The 16,051-nt window shown below is 35.2% G+C and carries 20 protein-coding genes and 1 pseudogene; 7 read left to right on the top strand and 14 right to left on the bottom strand.

The annotated features are described in order from the left end of the window. The first annotated feature begins 265 nt into the window (after positions 1 to 265). The gene (locus QZL88_RS00325) at positions 266 to 1,744 is read left to right on the top strand and encodes a radical SAM protein (RefSeq protein ID WP_135104123.1); all 1,479 of its coding nucleotides are present in this window, start codon (positions 266 to 268) and stop codon (positions 1,742 to 1,744) included. A gap of 146 nt (positions 1,745 to 1,890) precedes the next feature. Here QZL88_RS00325 and QZL88_RS00320 read toward each other — a convergent pair whose 3' ends face one another. The 3 genes from QZL88_RS00320 to umuD are packed head-to-tail and all read right to left on the bottom strand — an operon-like array spanning position 1,891 to position 4,323. Next, on the bottom strand, positions 1,891 to 3,141 hold the full coding sequence (locus QZL88_RS00320) for a Y-family DNA polymerase (RefSeq protein WP_296937753.1): 1,251 nt from the start codon (positions 3,139 to 3,141) through the stop codon (positions 1,891 to 1,893). Then, a complete protein-coding gene (locus tag QZL88_RS00315; RefSeq protein WP_288210402.1) occupies positions 3,141 to 3,878 on the bottom strand; it encodes a DUF559 domain-containing protein in 738 nt (245 codons plus the stop codon). Before QZL88_RS00315 ends, QZL88_RS00320 begins: the two co-directional genes overlap by 1 nt. A 10-nt stretch (positions 3,879 to 3,888) precedes the next feature. After that, complete coding sequence (umuD, locus tag QZL88_RS00310; RefSeq protein WP_288210403.1) at positions 3,889 to 4,323, bottom strand: translesion error-prone DNA polymerase V autoproteolytic subunit; 435 nt, start codon at positions 4,321 to 4,323, stop codon at positions 3,889 to 3,891. Between the two features lie 347 nt (positions 4,324 to 4,670). Between umuD and QZL88_RS00305 the strand changes: the two genes are divergently transcribed. From QZL88_RS00305 to QZL88_RS00285, 5 genes are read left to right on the top strand one after another with little or no spacing between them, the layout of a single operon-like run. Further along, the gene (locus QZL88_RS00305; RefSeq protein ID WP_288210404.1) at positions 4,671 to 4,934 is read left to right on the top strand and encodes a hypothetical protein; all 264 of its coding nucleotides are present in this window, start codon (positions 4,671 to 4,673) and stop codon (positions 4,932 to 4,934) included. Between the two features lie 11 nt (positions 4,935 to 4,945). Beyond that, positions 4,946 to 5,965 carry a fusion protein gene (locus QZL88_RS00300; RefSeq protein ID WP_288210405.1) on the top strand — a complete coding sequence of 340 codons (1,020 nt, stop codon included), beginning with the start codon at positions 4,946 to 4,948 and terminating at the stop codon, positions 5,963 to 5,965. A gap of 5 nt (positions 5,966 to 5,970) precedes the next feature. After that, the gene (locus tag QZL88_RS00295) at positions 5,971 to 6,387 is read left to right on the top strand and encodes a PcfK-like family protein (protein ID WP_288210406.1); all 417 of its coding nucleotides are present in this window, start codon (positions 5,971 to 5,973) and stop codon (positions 6,385 to 6,387) included. Next, entirely contained in the window at positions 6,384 to 7,655 is a 1,272-nt protein-coding gene (locus QZL88_RS00290) for a PcfJ domain-containing protein (protein ID WP_288210407.1), read from the top strand. Before QZL88_RS00295 ends, QZL88_RS00290 begins: the two co-directional genes overlap by 4 nt. A 25-nt stretch (positions 7,656 to 7,680) precedes the next feature. Then, positions 7,681 to 7,827: a hypothetical protein gene (locus tag QZL88_RS00285; RefSeq protein ID WP_288210408.1), complete on the top strand. Its 147-nt coding sequence runs from the start codon at positions 7,681 to 7,683 to the stop codon at positions 7,825 to 7,827. 69 nt (positions 7,828 to 7,896) lie between these two features. On the opposite strand, the pseudogene QZL88_RS00280 reads toward QZL88_RS00285, so the two are convergent. The 9 genes and pseudogenes from QZL88_RS00280 to QZL88_RS00240 all read right to left on the bottom strand — a co-directional run bounded on the left by QZL88_RS00280 (position 7,897) and on the right by QZL88_RS00240 (position 14,158). Further along, positions 7,897 to 8,566: pseudogene (locus tag QZL88_RS00280) on the bottom strand (methyltransferase domain-containing protein). A 21-nt stretch (positions 8,567 to 8,587) separates the two neighbouring features. Further along, the gene (gene arsB, locus QZL88_RS00275; protein WP_291028912.1) at positions 8,588 to 9,622 is read right to left on the bottom strand and encodes an ACR3 family arsenite efflux transporter; all 1,035 of its coding nucleotides are present in this window, start codon (positions 9,620 to 9,622) and stop codon (positions 8,588 to 8,590) included. Continuing rightward, positions 9,615 to 10,040 carry an arsenate reductase ArsC gene (locus QZL88_RS00270; RefSeq protein WP_296937746.1) on the bottom strand — a complete coding sequence of 142 codons (426 nt, stop codon included), beginning with the start codon at positions 10,038 to 10,040 and terminating at the stop codon, positions 9,615 to 9,617. The genes arsB and QZL88_RS00270 overlap by 8 nt, the downstream gene beginning before the upstream one ends. A 73-nt stretch (positions 10,041 to 10,113) precedes the next feature. Next, positions 10,114 to 10,575 carry a GNAT family N-acetyltransferase gene (locus QZL88_RS00265; protein ID WP_288210412.1) on the bottom strand — a complete coding sequence of 154 codons (462 nt, stop codon included), beginning with the start codon at positions 10,573 to 10,575 and terminating at the stop codon, positions 10,114 to 10,116. A gap of 7 nt (positions 10,576 to 10,582) precedes the next feature. Further along, positions 10,583 to 10,903 (bottom strand): metalloregulator ArsR/SmtB family transcription factor, encoded by a 321-nt coding sequence (locus tag QZL88_RS00260; protein ID WP_288210413.1) that lies wholly within the window; start codon positions 10,901 to 10,903, stop codon positions 10,583 to 10,585. A gap of 141 nt (positions 10,904 to 11,044) precedes the next feature. Further along, the gene (locus QZL88_RS00255; protein ID WP_296937739.1) at positions 11,045 to 12,340 is read right to left on the bottom strand and encodes an AbiH family protein; all 1,296 of its coding nucleotides are present in this window, start codon (positions 12,338 to 12,340) and stop codon (positions 11,045 to 11,047) included. A gap of 33 nt (positions 12,341 to 12,373) precedes the next feature. After that, positions 12,374 to 12,955 carry a hypothetical protein gene (locus QZL88_RS00250; protein ID WP_135104136.1) on the bottom strand — a complete coding sequence of 194 codons (582 nt, stop codon included), beginning with the start codon at positions 12,953 to 12,955 and terminating at the stop codon, positions 12,374 to 12,376. A 10-nt stretch (positions 12,956 to 12,965) separates the two neighbouring features. After that, the gene (locus QZL88_RS00245) at positions 12,966 to 13,532 is read right to left on the bottom strand and encodes a hypothetical protein (protein WP_135104137.1); all 567 of its coding nucleotides are present in this window, start codon (positions 13,530 to 13,532) and stop codon (positions 12,966 to 12,968) included. 203 nt (positions 13,533 to 13,735) lie between these two features. Continuing rightward, positions 13,736 to 14,158 carry a DUF3872 domain-containing protein gene (locus QZL88_RS00240; RefSeq protein WP_296937736.1) on the bottom strand — a complete coding sequence of 141 codons (423 nt, stop codon included), beginning with the start codon at positions 14,156 to 14,158 and terminating at the stop codon, positions 13,736 to 13,738. A gap of 41 nt (positions 14,159 to 14,199) precedes the next feature. On the opposite strand from QZL88_RS00240, the gene QZL88_RS00235 reads away from it, so the two are divergent. Then, on the top strand, positions 14,200 to 14,484 hold the full coding sequence (locus QZL88_RS00235) for a YciI family protein (protein ID WP_296937734.1): 285 nt from the start codon (positions 14,200 to 14,202) through the stop codon (positions 14,482 to 14,484). On the opposite strand, the gene QZL88_RS00230 is transcribed toward QZL88_RS00235, so the two are convergent. Together QZL88_RS00230 and traN are read right to left on the bottom strand one after the other, a co-directional pair. Continuing rightward, positions 14,481 to 15,056, bottom strand: coding sequence for a conjugal transfer protein TraO (locus QZL88_RS00230; protein ID WP_296937732.1), 576 nt, complete (start codon positions 15,054 to 15,056; stop codon positions 14,481 to 14,483). The genes QZL88_RS00235 and QZL88_RS00230 overlap by 4 nt on opposite strands. Position 15,057: 1 nt before the next feature. Beyond that, entirely contained in the window at positions 15,058 to 16,023 is a 966-nt protein-coding gene (gene traN / locus QZL88_RS00225; RefSeq protein WP_296937730.1) for a conjugative transposon protein TraN, read from the bottom strand. Positions 16,024 to 16,051 lie beyond the last annotated feature (28 nt).

Genomic DNA, 16,051 nt, shown 5'->3' with positions numbered 1-16,051 from the left:
TTGTAGAATGATAGTTGTTTTATATTTTTAAGTGTGATTAACAACTAAAATATTAACTATTAAAAAGGAGGTAACTTATGACCTATACGAAACCTAAAGTATTGGCAAAAAGTACTACTCAGATGGCAGAATGCCGTCCTAATAGTAAGCCAAGTGGAAGGCCTTGTAATAAACCAGGACCTGGAGGACGTTAATGAACAAATTAATCAGGAGATGCTGTTTTATAATTAAATGCATTTCCTGATTTTACTAAAGAAGTATTCTTATGTTTTTCAAGCAAAAATCTAATATCATATTCAGAAGTTATGAGTCTTTTGGATATATTACCGATAATCGAAATTTTGGATATAAACTAATTAATAGTAATGAAAATTACATCGGCGACAAAATTCTATCAGAAAGTGGAAATGTATTTTTCTCGGTATTAGATAGAAAACCTCAAAACATTAATGAACTTTCAAATAAAATAAATAAGCAATTCCCTGATGTTGATATACAAACAATAAAAAGTGATGCTTCTGAATTTTATTGCATGCTTGAACAAGATGGATTTGTTGTGTCTGGCAAAACATTTGAGGAATGTGAAGAAAAAGATACACAATTTTCATACAAGATGTTAGATGATGAAACTATAAATGAGGATTCTCTTTCAATAAGTAAGTATTCAGAAAAAGATACACAAGATTTCTTTGAAGAATACTTTAATGGCAAGCCACAGCTTACAAATTTACACATAGAACTTACCAGTAAATGTAACGAAAGATGTCTACACTGCTATATACCTCACGAAAATAAAATAAGTAGTATTTCTCCAAACTTGTTCTATGCTATTTTAGAACAATGTAAAGATCTAAAACTACTGCATTTGACCTTAAGTGGTGGAGAACCAATGTTGCACAAGGAGTTCTGTGACTTTTTAAAAAAATGCAGAGAATATAATTTTTCTGTAAATGTACTTAGTAATTTAACATTACTAAATGATAGAATAATTGAAGAAATGAAGGCGAATCCTCTTTTAGGTGTTCAAGTCTCATTATACTCAATGACTCCAGCTATCCACGATGAGATAACTCAAATGAAAGGAAGTTTTGAGAAAACGAAAAATGCAATTTTAAAACTGATTGAGAACGATATCCCTTTGCAAATAAGCTGTCCAATAATGAAACAAAATAAGAGTACTTATAATGATGTTATAGAATGGGCTAATAAACAAAAAGTTCATGTCGGAACTGATTATAACCTTATTGCAGAATATGATCATACAACGCAAAATTTGAATTGTCGCTTACCGATTAATGAAATCAGAGGAATCATATACGATAAAGTCGCAACTGATACAAAATATTTAGAACAGATGCAAATGGCTGCTAAAGAGAAAAAAGATGCGACATCGAATGATTTTGTTTGTAGTGTTTGCCGTTTCTCTATATGTATAACAGAAAATGGAGATGTATACCCATGTGCAGGCTGGCAGGATTATATTGTTGGTAATGTAAAAAATACTCTCCTCAAAGATATTTGGGAGAATTCCGAAAAAGTACAATATTTAAGAGGTTTGCGGAACAAAGATTTCCCTAAATGTATTCAATGTATAGATAGGGAATATTGCACCATGTGTATGGTCAGGAATTCAAATGAAAACTCTTACGGAGATCCATTAATAGTCAGTCAGCATTTTTGTAATATTGCAAAACTCAATAAACAAATAGTACTTGATCTGGAAAAGTTAGAACGATCAAATTAATAAAATATATTTATCATGAGAGTATTCTGTTTGATTTTAATCAAACAGAATAGAATACTTGTTGCCCTAAGAAAGATATTTAATTATGAGTAATAGTTAAACCTTTTTCGTGGATTATAAATTACGTTTCAATTATAATAATACGATTAAATTCTAATCTCAATAATATCATTAAAATTGGTTGTATAGCGTTGTGAAAGATGCTCCTGACGAATATTCTTACTATAGCCGTTTCCTTCAATAGCAAGTTTTATGGTGTCACGTCCATTCTTTTTATTTATCTCATCCAACGTTTGATTTAATCGCTGCTGCTTATCACGGTCTTTTTCATCAAAGAAGTCCCGTAGTGCATATTCTTCGGGAATAATATCGATCAATACCACTCCGGCTCTTTTATATTCAAGATTCGGCAAATATATCGAATCCAAAGCCTGACGACAGTACCCGATTATCTCAGCTGTATCTGAAGTATAGAATGACAAAGGAACAACCTTTGACGGTTTATACACATCTTCATCAAATCTATCAGTTTGGACGAAAATATAAATAGCTTTGGTAACGGTTTTCTGTTTCCTCAGTTTAGCGACACTCAATGAAGCTAAAGAAGCAATAGATTCTAATAAATTGTTGTATTCTGTAATTGGCTGTCCAAAACTTCTGGATGTGCATATCTGTTGTTTCTTCGCCGACAGTTCGTCTTTTTCAATACAGGGGATGCCTTGTAATTCCAGCCAGGTACGTTCCCCGATTACAGTCATCTTGCCTCTGACCCATGATCGAGTCTTTTGGGTTAAATCATACGCTGTTTTTACCCCGTGATATTCAAGCATCTTTGTATGCCGACGCCCGATTCCCCAAACATCACCTATAGGTGTCTTTTGTAATGCTTTAATACGCTTCTCCTCGTTATCAATAATGCAAACATTGTTATATGCCTTGTACTTCTTAGCAAAGTGATTGGCTATCTTACCTAATGTCTTAGTAGGTGCTACGCCTATCGATACAGAAATCCCTGTATTTTTAGTTACTGTATGGATGATATGTTTGCTATAGCTTACAATATCCTCTATTCCGTGCAGATGAAGAAAAGCTTCATCCACAGAATATATCTCCATATCGGGAACAAGATTTGATAACGTATTCATTACCCTGTCCGACATATCTCCATATAGTGTGAAATTAGTAGAGTAAACCCCAACATTATATTGTTTAACGAGCTCTTTTATTTGAAAGAATGGTACTCCCATTTTTATACCTAACGCTTTGGCCTCATTGCTTCGGGATATAACACAACCATCGTTATTGCTGAGTACAACAACAGGACGATTGTTTAATGACGGATTAAAAACCCGTTCACACGAAACAAAGAAGTTATTACAGTCGATTAGGGCGTACATTAATCAAAATACAATATTCCGTTATGTTCATATTTTACATTTTCACTTGAAAAGACCTCTCTTTTGAATTTTTCACCACAATGCCTACAGACATGTTTTATATGATTCAATTCTCCCATTTGGCTTTTTCCACATAGTGGGCAAAGTACGTATCCCCACTTATATCCAGTTAATCTACTTCTAAAGTCAGCTTTCGCATATGACCTCCATGTGATTATCTGCGAAGTTTCATTTATTACATTTTCTATATACTGTAAAAAATCGGATGTGTAATTTTCTTGATTTTCATACTTAGCCAATTCTTCATGAATTTCATTTGAACCGAATCTAATAACAATCCAACCTGCCACCTGAAAGTTTACGTCCTTTCTTCTGTCTTTATTACTATGTTTTTGTCTATGAGAACGAATTCCATCACATTCAATTGCTATTTTAACAGGATTATTCAATACTCCTCCATAAATAGCAAAATCTACTTCATATTCTATTCCTGGATTTCCCATATCATATACATCTGGTATAAGAACCATTTCATTAGGCTTTACAAAATAATTCTTCATATCACTAGGATATTGATTCAATATCAGATAAAATGCTTTTTCTAAATCAGAATATTTATCGTTATTTATATAGTTGTCAATTATTTCGAATATATTTTCTGAATATGTCTCACTATATTCAGAATAATCATCCTCTATCCTAACACGTAGACGATTTATTAAAGTTTTTATATCCATATTAAGCAAATTATCTCTGTTTTTTTATTGAATAAGTAACAATCCCCCAGATAAGAAAATCATTATCTTCTGTCACTTTAACGGGCTTATATTTATCATTGGCAGGTATCAGCCACACTATCTCTTTTTCTATTTTGATATACTTAATAGTGAATTCTCCATCGACAAAGCAGACTGCCATATCTCCGTTTCGAGGCTCCAGAGATTTATCAATAATCAATATGTCTCCATCATAAACACCTGCATCTTGCATACTGTCTCCACGGACACGACCATAGAATGTGCTGGCCGGGTGGCGAACCAGCTCTTTATTCAAGTCGATAGCCAAATCCATAAAATCCTGTGCCGGACTGGGGAATCCTGCTTTGATCCCTCCGTCAGCTATAGGAAGTGATAATTCAGTATCTACTTCTGCACGAAATATTTCAAGAGCTTTCTTTTCCATCAAAACAAAAGTACATAAAGCAATAGAGATAACGTGAATTAAGAATCTTAATTAATACATCCATATTATAGAATTTCCCTTTTGCGTTTCTCTTTTTATAACCGCTCCTCTTCCAGTGGAGCCATCTCTTGATCGGTCTTTCTGTTCATCGGGCAAAGGTATGAACGGCTTTTAGTCCTGCATATTCATTGCCTAACGGTTTTCGCAGAAATCTTCCTCTTTCCTTTCAGGCGAGCGTATTTACTGACGAAAAAATATGCCTGTCTAAAAGCCTATACCTGCTTGTTGCCCTTGAAACAAAAAACGACCGACCTGACGGATGACGCATGAAAAAAAAAGTCGCAGTTATGAGAAACGAAAGAAAAATAATGAAACAAAACTCCCTCCCCTCTGGAATCATCATAAAATTGGGTTTAGGGGTAGCAATAGTGGCTCTGTGTGCATGGATAGTTACACAAATGAGTATAAACACTTCTGTTATTACAGGACTTATCGGTGGCTATCTGATTATCTGTCTTGTATTTAAAATAGTAAAGCTATTTATCAAGATGATATTATCCATTATAGCTTTTATCATCCTTATCTCCATTTTCTTATTCCTAATCTTTTAATCCATACAGCCATGACAAAATTATATTCATTGTTCGCAGGAACAACAACCGATACAGAAGTGAAAGCAGCAGCAAAAAATCAAATTATTCAAATGGAAGGATACTCCTATGACCGTTATGTAGTCCACCAAATTACACATGACAAGTACGGCTATCACTATCATCTGATTAACCTCCGTACACTTGATATGCAACAATCCGAAATCATTAAACCGCTGAGCCAAAAGTTTGGAATCGGTATGTATTACGATGAAAACAATATCGAATTCATGCCCGAAAAAGAAGTCGCTGAACTCTATGTCAAAGCAAAGGCTAAAGAGGATGCAGAACAGGAAAAAGAGCGACAAGAAAATGAACGAAGAAAGGCTGTAAGGGAGATCGGTCGCAAATGGCTGAATGAAAACCTACCCGAAGATGCCAAAGCAATTATTGTGGCTCGTTTGAAAGCTGATGAATCCGACTCGCAAACGGACTATTATGCCTCAAGAGTAGCACGCACAGTAATCTTAGGTTTCTCCAAACACAAGCGAGATGTTTTTTCCGAGATGCGGAAGTATGCTCCAAACTTTGAAGAAACAGCACATCTGGCAACCTATAACGAACAGTATGAACACAGGGAAAAGTATTCGATGGGTGCAGGCTATTATTTAGGAGAAAGCAAATACAGCGGATGGATTATTGAAAAATCCCCTATATACGACAGAAAGAACAAGATTGATGAATTTGCCTATGTCGCAGGATGTCCCGATGGTATTTATATCAAAAACAGCAATGAGAATAATACTTCTATTGAAAACGAGAAAGAACCAACCCTCCAATTTGAATCCGATAACCTCTCCTTTGAGATAGTTGATTATTCAGAAAAAGCTATCGCCCTGTTCGGAGATACCAAAGAAATAAAAGATTTACTCAAAGCAATGGGAGGAAAATTCAATCCGAGACTGGCACACAACAATGAAAAGCAAGCAGGATGGATATTTTCCAAAGCAAAGAGAGAAGAATTACAAAAAGTATTGAATCTAAACAAATAAAAGTTATGAAATCAACAGCATATTTTACACGAACCATATTGACACACTTAGAACAAAGGGCATCTATAGACCCTTTGTTCGCCCAATTGTTTGCCAACCTTGATAAGAATATTAATGATTGCTGTACTTACATCCTGAATCAAGTACAGAAAAGCGGTTGTAATGGTTTCACGGATGATGAAGTCTACTCAATGGCAGTACATTATTACGATGAAGAAAACATAGAAGTAGGCAAACCGATCGATGCCAGAATTGCAGTAAACCATGTAGTAGAACTAACAGAGGACGAAAAACAACAGGCACGGCAGGATGCTATTCAAAAAGCACAGAATGATGCCTATAACAAGATGATGCAATCCAAGAAGAAGACAACATTTAAACAAATAGCCAATACAAACCAACTAAGCCTTTTTGACCTATGAAACCAAAGAATAAATTTCAAGAACAAGTTGTAGAAGCAAGTAAGACATTACCTGCAATAACTAAAGAACAGATACAATGGGGATATGATAATGCAATTGTATATCTCGGTTATCGATCAAAGAAAGGCATTATGACCTGTTCCAAGTGTGGACATTCATGGAAAGGAGAAGGCGAACTGATTACGACTCTTTTAGGATGTGATTGTCCGAACTGTAAATCAAATCTGACTGTAAAAGCTACTGCTAAACGGACATTCAATGACAGCTATTACATGACAGTTATTGATACCCACAAAGGCTATCAGGTACTACGCACAATTATGTTAGGCTATACAAGTAAAATCGGGGAACTACCCAAATACAGCGCATCTGAAGTAATGCAACGTTGGATTGCTCCCGATGGGAAGTACTGTACATTTGCTAAACTCAGGCAGACAATGGGTACAATGTATTACGATTCATGGATATTTCATACTCCATTGGAATTAAGACAAGAGATTGATGTTTATAATCGTATCTATACAGGTGCAATATATCCAAAACAAAAACTGATACCCGAACTAAAGCGTACAGGCTACAAGAAAGCTTTATACAATCAGAAACCGTTGGATTTATTCCGTATCCTACTAACAGATAGTAAAGCCGAAACGCTGATAAAAACTAAACAAGCCAAGCTATTAAAGCGTATTCTGGATAGCGGATGGAAGAATATTGATAACTATTGGCAATCGATTAGAATCTGTATTCGCAATAACTACAAAATCAAAGATGCTACTCTTTGGTGTGATTATATTGACTTGCTTCGATTTTTTAGTAAAGACCTGCTTAATCCTAAATACGTTTGCCCCAATAATCTGAAAGTAGAGCACGACCGATATGTAGCAAAAAAAGCAAAAGTAGATGCCCAATTGGAAATAGAAAAGCAACTCGCAAAAGAAGATTCATTCAGAGAAGCTAAAGCTAAGTTTTTCGGACTCATATTTTCAGATGGGTTAATCAGTGTACGGGTATTGGAAAGTGTTGCAGAGATAATAACTGAGGGTAAAGCCATGCACCATTGTGTAGGCGGTTATCACTCAAAAAAAGATTCGTTGATTCTTTCGGCTTGTATAGATGGTAAGCGGATTGAAACAATAGAAGTCTCAATTTCTCAACTAAAGGTTATTCAATCAAGAGGTATTTGTAATAAGAATACCAAGTATCACAATCAGATTATCAGCCTTGTGGAGAATAATATCTCGCAAATCGAGGAACGATTGGCTGCCTAATTTATTAATCTAAAAATCAACAACAATGTACAGACTATATATTGGATTCAGACTTTTAGGCGAATTTCATAGTATTCGTGAAGCTAAACAATTTGCAGGAAAAAGCAGATTGAGTGGAGTATTTAATCTGATCGGAGATAATTATCGGGATGCATGGTATGTATTCCGATAATTATCTGCAATCAGGTTTTTGACAAAAAAAGCCGCCTTTTAGGCGGCGTATCATTTTCATTAAACAACTCTATGATTTTACTCCTGTAACGGTAATCGAATAAATGCCAACATTGCCCCCTTTGTATTCGGCTATCGTCGACTCATCCAGATGTTCCTGTAAAACATCATCAGGAATGACAACTGNCAACATCAGAGATACAAAAATGACCTCCTTTTTTCAATACCCGGTGTATTTCTTTAAATATCCTATCCTTTTCAGGCAAAAGATTCAAAACACAATTACTGACTACTACATCAATGAAATTGTTAGGTAAAAGCATATTCTCAATATCACCTTCAATAAATTCCACATTAGTATAGCCCCGCTTTGTGGCGTTCTTACGTGCTCTGTCTATCATTTGTGGAGAAAAGTCAATACCGATTACTCTCCCTGTTTCTCCGACTTCTGCTCGGGCTATAAAACAGTCGTTGCCCGCACCTGAGCCCAAATCCAAAACGGTATTACCCTCTTTAATACCTGCATACTCAGTAGGTAATCCACAGCCTACACCCAAATCCGCATCGGCTTCATATCCTTTAAGCCCGCTGTAGTCTTCGCTCATAATTGTAAAGACTTTTTTTGAAGGAGTTGCAGGGTTCGTTCCACAACAGCAACCGGATTTTAAAGCATCACTATTCAAAGCCAATTCACTATATCTTTGTTTTACCAAAGCTTTCTTTTCTTCGTTCGTGTTCATATTAAAAGTATTGTAGTTATTTTATTTATAATATTTCTTTTTTAGCCAAAAGGCAATGTTTACCAACAGGATAAGTACAGGAACTTCCACCAATGGGCCTACTACGCCTGCAAAAGCCTGTCCGCTATGCAAGCCGAAGACACCAATAGCAACAGCAATAGCCAGTTCAAAGTTGTTACCTGTGGCTGTAAAAGCTATCGAAGCATTTTTATCGTAAGACGCCCCCATTAATTTTCCTGCAAAGAAGCTGAGGAAGAACATCACTACAAAATAGATTAATAATGGTATTGCTATACGCACTACATCTAATGGTATTTGTACGATCAGTCCTCCTTTGAGACTAAACATTAATACTATGGTAAATAGTAAGGCGATTAAAGTAATTGGAGAGATTGTAGGAATAAATTTTTCTTTATACCATTGTTCCCCTTTTATTTTAACTAATATCAATCGGCTTAGAATACCTATCAGGAAAGGAATACCCAAATAGATAGCTACTGTTTCGGCTATTGTACCTATGGATATATCCACGATTGTACCCTCAAAACCGAACAAGGGAGGAAGTTTTGTTACAAATATCCACGCATAAAAACTGTAAAAAAATACCTGAAAAATACTATTCAGGGCGACAAGTCCCGCACCGTATTCTGTATTACCTTCTGCCAGATCATTCCATACAAGCACCATTGCAATACACCGTGCAAGACCTATCAGGATAACCCCCACCATGTATTCGGGATAATCGTGTAAAAAGAGAATGGCAAGTAAGAACATTAGGGCAGGTCCGATAATCCAATTCAGGACTAACGAGACAGTCAGTATTCTGACATTCTTGAAAACTTTCGGCAGTTGTTTGTAATCTACTTTTGCCAATGGCGGGTACATCATCAGGATTAGACCGATTGCCAGAGGAATGTTTGTTGTTCCGCTCGACATGGAATCTATGTAGCTGCTGAAAGACGGGATAAAATACCCCAATCCTACACCGATAGCCATCGCAAGGAATATCCAAAGTGTTAAGTTCTTATCTAAGAAACTCATTTTCTTTTTACTCATGACCTTTTATCTTATCGGTGTATAATTCATAAAATGCTATTTTGATTTCATCCCTTACCCTAATATACTCGGATTGAATAAATTCGGGTGTTCCCGTAGCTTCGGACGGATCATCAAAACCGATATGCAGACGGTTCTTTACTTTTCCCGAGAATGCAGGACAGCTTTCATTTGCACCACCGCAAACGGTTATCACATAATCCCATTTATCATTCATATATTGCTCCACACTATCGGATGTATGGTGTGAAATATCTACACCTGCATCCTGCATGACTTCTATTGCCTTTGGGTTTACCTTTCCGCTTGCTTTTGTCCCTGCGGAATAAACAGACAATGAAGGATCGAATGATTGTAAAAATCCATGTGCCATCTGGCTGCGGCAACTATTTCCTGTACACAGAATTAAAATTCTCATATTGTTTATAATTTCGTATTTATACTAACAGTTCCTATTTCGTAGAATAACGAATGTATATCTTAAAAAAATATCAGGATAAAATTTTTGACATTTTATAGTTTGTCATGGAAATACCAATGCAAACGGTCTGTTGTTCCAAAATAACATAGCCTTTTTTTGAGAAGAAAGGTTCGGCTGTAATACTGACATCAGCAGTTATTTCTGAAATATCTTTCAACCGTGCATATTCTTCAATCTTTTTAAGTAAGAATGTTGCAATGCCCTTTCCCTGATAGTCTTTATGAACAAACATGGAGTTTAAATACCCTGATAATTTTAGGGCAGCAAATCCTAATATTATATTATTCTTCTCAGCAAGTATAAAATATTGCTCATTTATCCACTCTTCCCATATACTCGCATCCTTTCCTCTTGCAGCCCAACATTCGACCTGTTCGGAAGTATAATCTTTCAAATTGACTGAAAGGATAGTTGAACGGAACAGTTCTTTAATAGCGGGGATATCTTTTTTAGTCGCAAACCTGATGTCCATAATTATATCAGCAATTTTCGTCTGTATTCTGTAACTGAGTAAAAAAGCCACCAAACAATTCTTTGGCTTTATTCCAGTTCTCGTTGTTGATACAATATTTTACAGTAGGCAATGTAATTGTCCCTTGGATTAATCCTGCGTCTTTTAACTCATTCAAATGCTGTGACAGCGTACTTTTGGCTATTGGTAATATCTCTGACATGTCGCCATGATAGCAACATGATTGATTGGCAAGCATTTCAAGTATGGCAATACGAATAGGATGTCCCAGTGCTTTAGCAAAGCGTGCTAATTGTTCCTGATCGGCTGTTAATTCTTTCTTTGACATAGCTATTTATATTTATTGTTCGCAAATATACGAACATTATTTTATTCGCAAAATTACGAATGATTTTTATCTAGAAAGTTTTTATAAGAGAGGGACAGTTATAAAAGCCCTTAATGAACTAAAGTATTAAAATATAATAATCTAATTATACTTTTTGTACGGAACCAGTGGTGAGCAATTCTCCCAATTTACAACTATGTCTCGCATTTGAGGTTTATTATTGAAATTCCGTGAAATATTCCTTATCAAATTACTATAGTCGTCAGAACCATCTGGATATTGTCTATAGTATACTTTTACTGAAGCGCAATTATTGTGTTCAAACAGAGTATTAAGTAGGGTCCGATCCGAATTCCCACAAGAGTGTCCCATGACAAATACTTGATAAATTCCAGATTTTATAAATTCCAATAAATCTCTGTAATTTCTTGTTTTATGGTATTTTATAGATTTGATATTCTCTAAAAAATCATTATCCTGCAATTTTTCTATTTTCTGATAATCGTCATCTAACTCATCACCATATCCAAAGATAATTTGATTATTTTGATTTTGAAGTTCTCCATGGATATTGATGACCTTGTAATTCATTTCTTCGTTTGTATATAGTCTTTCAGCTGTTTTTGTATAGTTGAAGTTTAGAATTAATGTATAAGGCATACAATATTCTTCTTTAAAGTTCTGATTTTTTAATTTTTTTTCAACAAAGTACATTCGTTCTTCATCTACAGTACTGCATATATTGTATTGAGGATCTGTTTCTTTATCTTGTTCAAAATTCATTAAATTATCGAAACGATACATATCGGAGAATATCGAATCGACAAACTCAGTCTGTTTACAAGTAGCAATGTCATCAAATTCTATAACACTTGAGAAGGCTTCTTGTATAGATTGATGTTTCTCTATTTCTACATTCTCAGTTACATTCACTAGGTGTTTTTCCAAAAGGTCTTGAATGGACTCAAATTCTTTGTTTAACTCAATAATCTTTTCGTTTCGCTTTATAGAACTTTCTTCCAGAAGAAGTCTTTTTAATGCATCATAATATTCGTTTTCGATATCCAACCAGCTTGTTAATGAACATTGATTGGATATATATTCAAAGAATTTATTTTTAAAATTTAGTGAAACATGCTTTTGGGAAAATACTTTATTATACTCTTCAATATGACTAAGTAATTCGTTGTACGGATTTTCTTTTTCACAATAAAAAAGAGACTTATTCTGCATTACATCACTCTTGGTCTTTTTTTCAAGACTGACACAACTATCAGAGTAAGGTCTAATCATTGTATCCATACCATATTGTTCCCCAATTATATCCCGTATTTCATTGGTAAAATTACTCCAATAATCGTCTATAAAATCAATGTATCCAGTTCTAAGATTATGAGCCTTGTCAAAACCATTACCAATAATTATAATTCTATTCATGCTTAAATTTTAAATATAAAAGGTAAAATGCAATTACTTTTTTAAGAACACTGGTATTGTTTTAATTTGTAAGTGATAAGCTGCAATGGTTCGGTGGCGACCATCCTTAAATATATAAGAGTCGTTATTTCTTATTATTGTGGGAGGATCAACATATAACTTTCTATTCCATCTTTCCAAGATATTCAGAATTCGGCTATTACTTCGGACATCATCCTTGAAAATATTATTCAAATCAAAGCTTTTTCCTAAATTGGTTACTTCTATTAGTTTTATTATATCTGCATTATATACAGTATCGTTTTTCTCAGGTATACAGGTCCATAATGGCTTTAAGTTATCAATAGGAGCTAGACTATATTTCGCTAGCCATTTCCTGTAAATATCACTCTTTGCATCCAACCCTTCTCTGTCGAGTCCTTTACATTCCATACAGATGGGGTAAAAGTGACTAAACAACCCTTTTTGTCCACAGATATGACAATAGCAGCCTTTATTTATAGGGTAATGATATTGACTTCTACAATTATCACAAAAAACATCATCTATATTCTGAGGGATGATTTCTGCACACATTATGCAATATCCTTTTCCTCCCTTGCTTAGCATACTCATAAATATTCAATTACGCCTGTAATAAATCAAACTCTTTCTGGAATTGCTTTTTCAGGAGCTTTTTTAATTTTGGAATTTCATTGATTATTTCCTCTTCATATACAGAGATCGAGTTTTCTATTGATTTGGCCCAAGGCTCACTGCCTCTTGCTGTTTCCATAAATTTCATGGAATTATAGGATTTCCAAACCTTATCAAACCGATTTTTAATATCATTTATAAGGGTAATAGTATCATCTTCAAAAATTATTTCATTTTCTTGGTAATATTGAAATAAAGAAGTGTAGTCACGATAAGCTTCATTTTCCAACTCTTCTTCTGATTTTCTTTCTCCAATAGTAATAGGCCTCATGAGAATTTCAATGGAGTATTCCGCTTTTACTAATCTCCGATATACTTCACGTATGATATCAAGCCTATCTGTATATACTTTAGAAAAGCGGTAAATACTTTTTTCTTTATATAAGGATATCTGTTGCTCAAATATCTTTTTAAACAGATAAATAATAATTCCAGAAATACCTGTGGCACCAACTGTAAAGAAGCCTATATTTTCAAAGACATTTATCCAATTCATCTTGAACTCATCTAATTGTTATTTGTAATAAAAATACAAAAAAAGCCAGAGAATTTAGATTCTCCAGCTTTCTTTATTTTTTAGATACAGCAACTATTCCATTTCTTTGCCCCACAACTCTATATCACTCGGAGCCGTCACCAACGAATAAATAATACTTATCCAGCTGAACACATATGAAATAACCATCATTGTCATCATAACTATTCCTCCGAATTGTCATTGTTAAAAGAAAAGCTAAGAACCTGACTATTACCAAAAGAATCCCAGAAATAAATATCTATTACTGCCTGATCCTCCGATTTAGAAGTATAGTACAACCGAAACGTTTCCTTAGTCAGCGCATAACTATCATTCGGTAGAAATACCGTTCCATCATCCATTCTTAGCTCACCCTTCCCATCCGGTTGAAAATACCGTAGATAATACTTCGCATTGTCGTATCTGCCGGATCGTTCCAACTGGCAGCGGATTTCAGCTGTCTCTCCAACCTTTAGTTTTTTCGGAACAGGCAAGTGAGTAACCTTGAATTCATAGTTTTGGCGAATATCAATATCGTCGCTACAGGCACATGCGATACATGCAATCAGTATCGTGTATATTATATATGATGCTATTTTTCTCATATTGATTTCTATTTTTTACTTTTGTTTCAAATTTGAATGTTATGTTTATTTTCGTTCTAACCTATCAGAAACCACTCAGCGAGGTTGAAAAATACCTGGGTATGCACCGCACTTACCTGGATATAAATTATAAAGAAGGTCATTTCATTGCTTCAGGAAGACAAGAACCCCGTACCGGAGGTGTTATCCTATGCAGAGCAGCAACCAAAGAACTTGCTTTAGAGATTATGAAGTCCGATCCTTTTTATATCAATAAAGTAGCCACATATGATATTATCGAATTTCTTCCGACCAAATACGCTGACGGTTTTGACCGATTTCTCTAATTGATAATAAACTTAATTCCTACACCTACTTGCGTATGGCACTTGTTGATATCCGAACCGAGCAATATCCGTTCCCGGGCATTGAGAAGTAATACAAGCTTATCTGTCAGGTAAGTTTCTATCTCAAAACTAACTGCTCCACCGTATAAGAAATTATCTTCTGTAGTGATAGTTGCTCCATCAAAAAGCAGTTCCTTTCCCCAATTAATTGTTTCGTAGCCTGCCATAGCAGAAGCTCCGACAGAAAAGAATATAGTCTTGGACGGATCAGATAAGAACTTGTAATAATACCCACCTTCAGCAGTTATCTGTGATCCCGGAATTAAAATGTTCTTGTATTCATGTCTCTTCTGTAGATACTCAGCACCAAATACCCAGCGATTGCCATTTTTCGTATAAGTAGAGAAGGCAATACCACCGAAGAAAGCCTGACCATCTTGATTCTTCAAGTTAAAGCCATCCACAAAACCTCCTGTTACCTGAACACCTTTCTGTCCCGGTAAGTAACGTTGAGCCTGAGCTTGCCCGATCAGGACAAGGCTCAGGGTTAATAATAGAAGTATCCGTTTCATTTTACTTAATTTTTAGCTCGTTAATCTCTTCCGCTCTTAGCAAGTCTTCATTTTCAATGACAAATGACTGGTTACGTCCGCCGTTCTTTTCAAATAATTCGATTACCAGTTGCTTATCATTGGGAATCGTTACCTTATCAATGGTAAAAACAGTTCGTTCCGTGCTGTTTCCTCCTACAGAAGAAATAAAATTGTAAGCCCGAAGCGGATAAATAACCGTTTCCTGAATAGCTGTCTGTTTGGCAACTTTGCGATCTACAATTTTCATCCGCACAAAATCAATATCAAAGGTTACATTGGAGGAGTTTTTGATAGAGGTATGCAGGTATAGTTGGTTGTTATGTGAGTAAATCCCTTTCAATAAATACTGAACTCCGAAACGTTTACTGCCGATATGCTTAACCAATCGTTTATCACTGTTGTAAATAGCTCGGTTGATTAAATATACCAAACGGGGAGACTCACTGCCCAACTCTTTGAGATAGATCTCCATGCTGTTATTTGGACGATTGGTTGTTATACCATCGTGCATAAAGTCTTTCATCTCAATGTTTAGCTTTTCAGGCTCATCAGCATATTTAATATTGAAGGTATAATAACTACCTTCTTCTGTTATCACAGCCATATTGGTCTCTGACTCAAACTGACGGATTGCGGCTTTAACCCGTAAGATATTTTCTGAACTTCCCGCTTTTCCTGCAATGATATTACTCGAACCTAAGTCCACATAGCGAATCGATGCAGGAAAGATAATATGCACGGTTTTCTCGAAAGTCACTTCCAAGCCATAAGGAGGGATCATCCTATCAAAAGTAATTTTCTTACTCAGTCCTTCGTAATAATCCCCATAAGTTGGTTTTAGTATCTGTTGCAGATCTTCCTGCATCTCTTTGGTCGTTTCTACTGTTTGTGCATTGACTGTGATGACGGTAAGCATCCATACAAATGCAATAATATATTTCTTCATTGTTCTATTTCTTTGATTAATAAATACT

This window comes from uncultured Dysgonomonas sp. (genome assembly GCF_900079725.1).
Classification (GTDB): Bacteria; Bacteroidota; Bacteroidia; order Bacteroidales; family Dysgonomonadaceae; genus Dysgonomonas.
The sequence above is the reverse complement of the archived record's forward strand: the minus strand, read 5'-3'. Positions and strand labels throughout refer to the sequence as shown.

What these genes read in the sequence shown, in the direction of transcription:
- QZL88_RS00325 (WP_135104123.1), top strand. Translation starts at nt 266, where the DNA reads ATGTTTTTCAAGCAAAAATCTAATATCATATTCAGAAGTTATGAGTCT.
- QZL88_RS00245 (WP_135104137.1), bottom strand. Translation starts at nt 13,532, where the DNA reads ATGAATTGGATAAATGTCTTTGAAAATATAGGCTTCTTTACAGTTGGT.
- QZL88_RS00305 (WP_288210404.1), top strand. Translation starts at nt 4,671, where the DNA reads ATGAGAAACGAAAGAAAAATAATGAAACAAAACTCCCTCCCCTCTGGA.
- QZL88_RS00270 (WP_296937746.1), bottom strand. Translation starts at nt 10,040, where the DNA reads ATGAGAATTTTAATTCTGTGTACAGGAAATAGTTGCCGCAGCCAGATG.
- arsB (WP_291028912.1), bottom strand. Translation starts at nt 9,622, where the DNA reads ATGAGTAAAAAGAAAATGAGTTTCTTAGATAAGAACTTAACACTTTGG.
- QZL88_RS00235 (WP_296937734.1), top strand. Translation starts at nt 14,200, where the DNA reads ATGTTTATTTTCGTTCTAACCTATCAGAAACCACTCAGCGAGGTTGAA.
- QZL88_RS00320 (WP_296937753.1), bottom strand. Translation starts at nt 3,141, where the DNA reads ATGTACGCCCTAATCGACTGTAATAACTTCTTTGTTTCGTGTGAACGG.
- QZL88_RS00260 (WP_288210413.1), bottom strand. Translation starts at nt 10,903, where the DNA reads ATGTCAAAGAAAGAATTAACAGCCGATCAGGAACAATTAGCACGCTTT.
- QZL88_RS00295 (WP_288210406.1), top strand. Translation starts at nt 5,971, where the DNA reads ATGAAATCAACAGCATATTTTACACGAACCATATTGACACACTTAGAA.
- QZL88_RS00290 (WP_288210407.1), top strand. Translation starts at nt 6,384, where the DNA reads ATGAAACCAAAGAATAAATTTCAAGAACAAGTTGTAGAAGCAAGTAAG.
- traN (WP_296937730.1), bottom strand. Translation starts at nt 16,023, where the DNA reads ATGAAGAAATATATTATTGCATTTGTATGGATGCTTACCGTCATCACA.
- QZL88_RS00240 (WP_296937736.1), bottom strand. Translation starts at nt 14,158, where the DNA reads ATGAGAAAAATAGCATCATATATAATATACACGATACTGATTGCATGT.
- QZL88_RS00230 (WP_296937732.1), bottom strand. Translation starts at nt 15,056, where the DNA reads ATGAAACGGATACTTCTATTATTAACCCTGAGCCTTGTCCTGATCGGG.
- QZL88_RS00315 (WP_288210402.1), bottom strand. Translation starts at nt 3,878, where the DNA reads ATGGATATAAAAACTTTAATAAATCGTCTACGTGTTAGGATAGAGGAT.
- umuD (WP_288210403.1), bottom strand. Translation starts at nt 4,323, where the DNA reads ATGGAAAAGAAAGCTCTTGAAATATTTCGTGCAGAAGTAGATACTGAA.
- QZL88_RS00250 (WP_135104136.1), bottom strand. Translation starts at nt 12,955, where the DNA reads ATGAGTATGCTAAGCAAGGGAGGAAAAGGATATTGCATAATGTGTGCA.
- QZL88_RS00255 (WP_296937739.1), bottom strand. Translation starts at nt 12,340, where the DNA reads ATGAATAGAATTATAATTATTGGTAATGGTTTTGACAAGGCTCATAAT.
- QZL88_RS00285 (WP_288210408.1), top strand. Translation starts at nt 7,681, where the DNA reads ATGTACAGACTATATATTGGATTCAGACTTTTAGGCGAATTTCATAGT.
- QZL88_RS00300 (WP_288210405.1), top strand. Translation starts at nt 4,946, where the DNA reads ATGACAAAATTATATTCATTGTTCGCAGGAACAACAACCGATACAGAA.
- QZL88_RS00265 (WP_288210412.1), bottom strand. Translation starts at nt 10,575, where the DNA reads ATGGACATCAGGTTTGCGACTAAAAAAGATATCCCCGCTATTAAAGAA.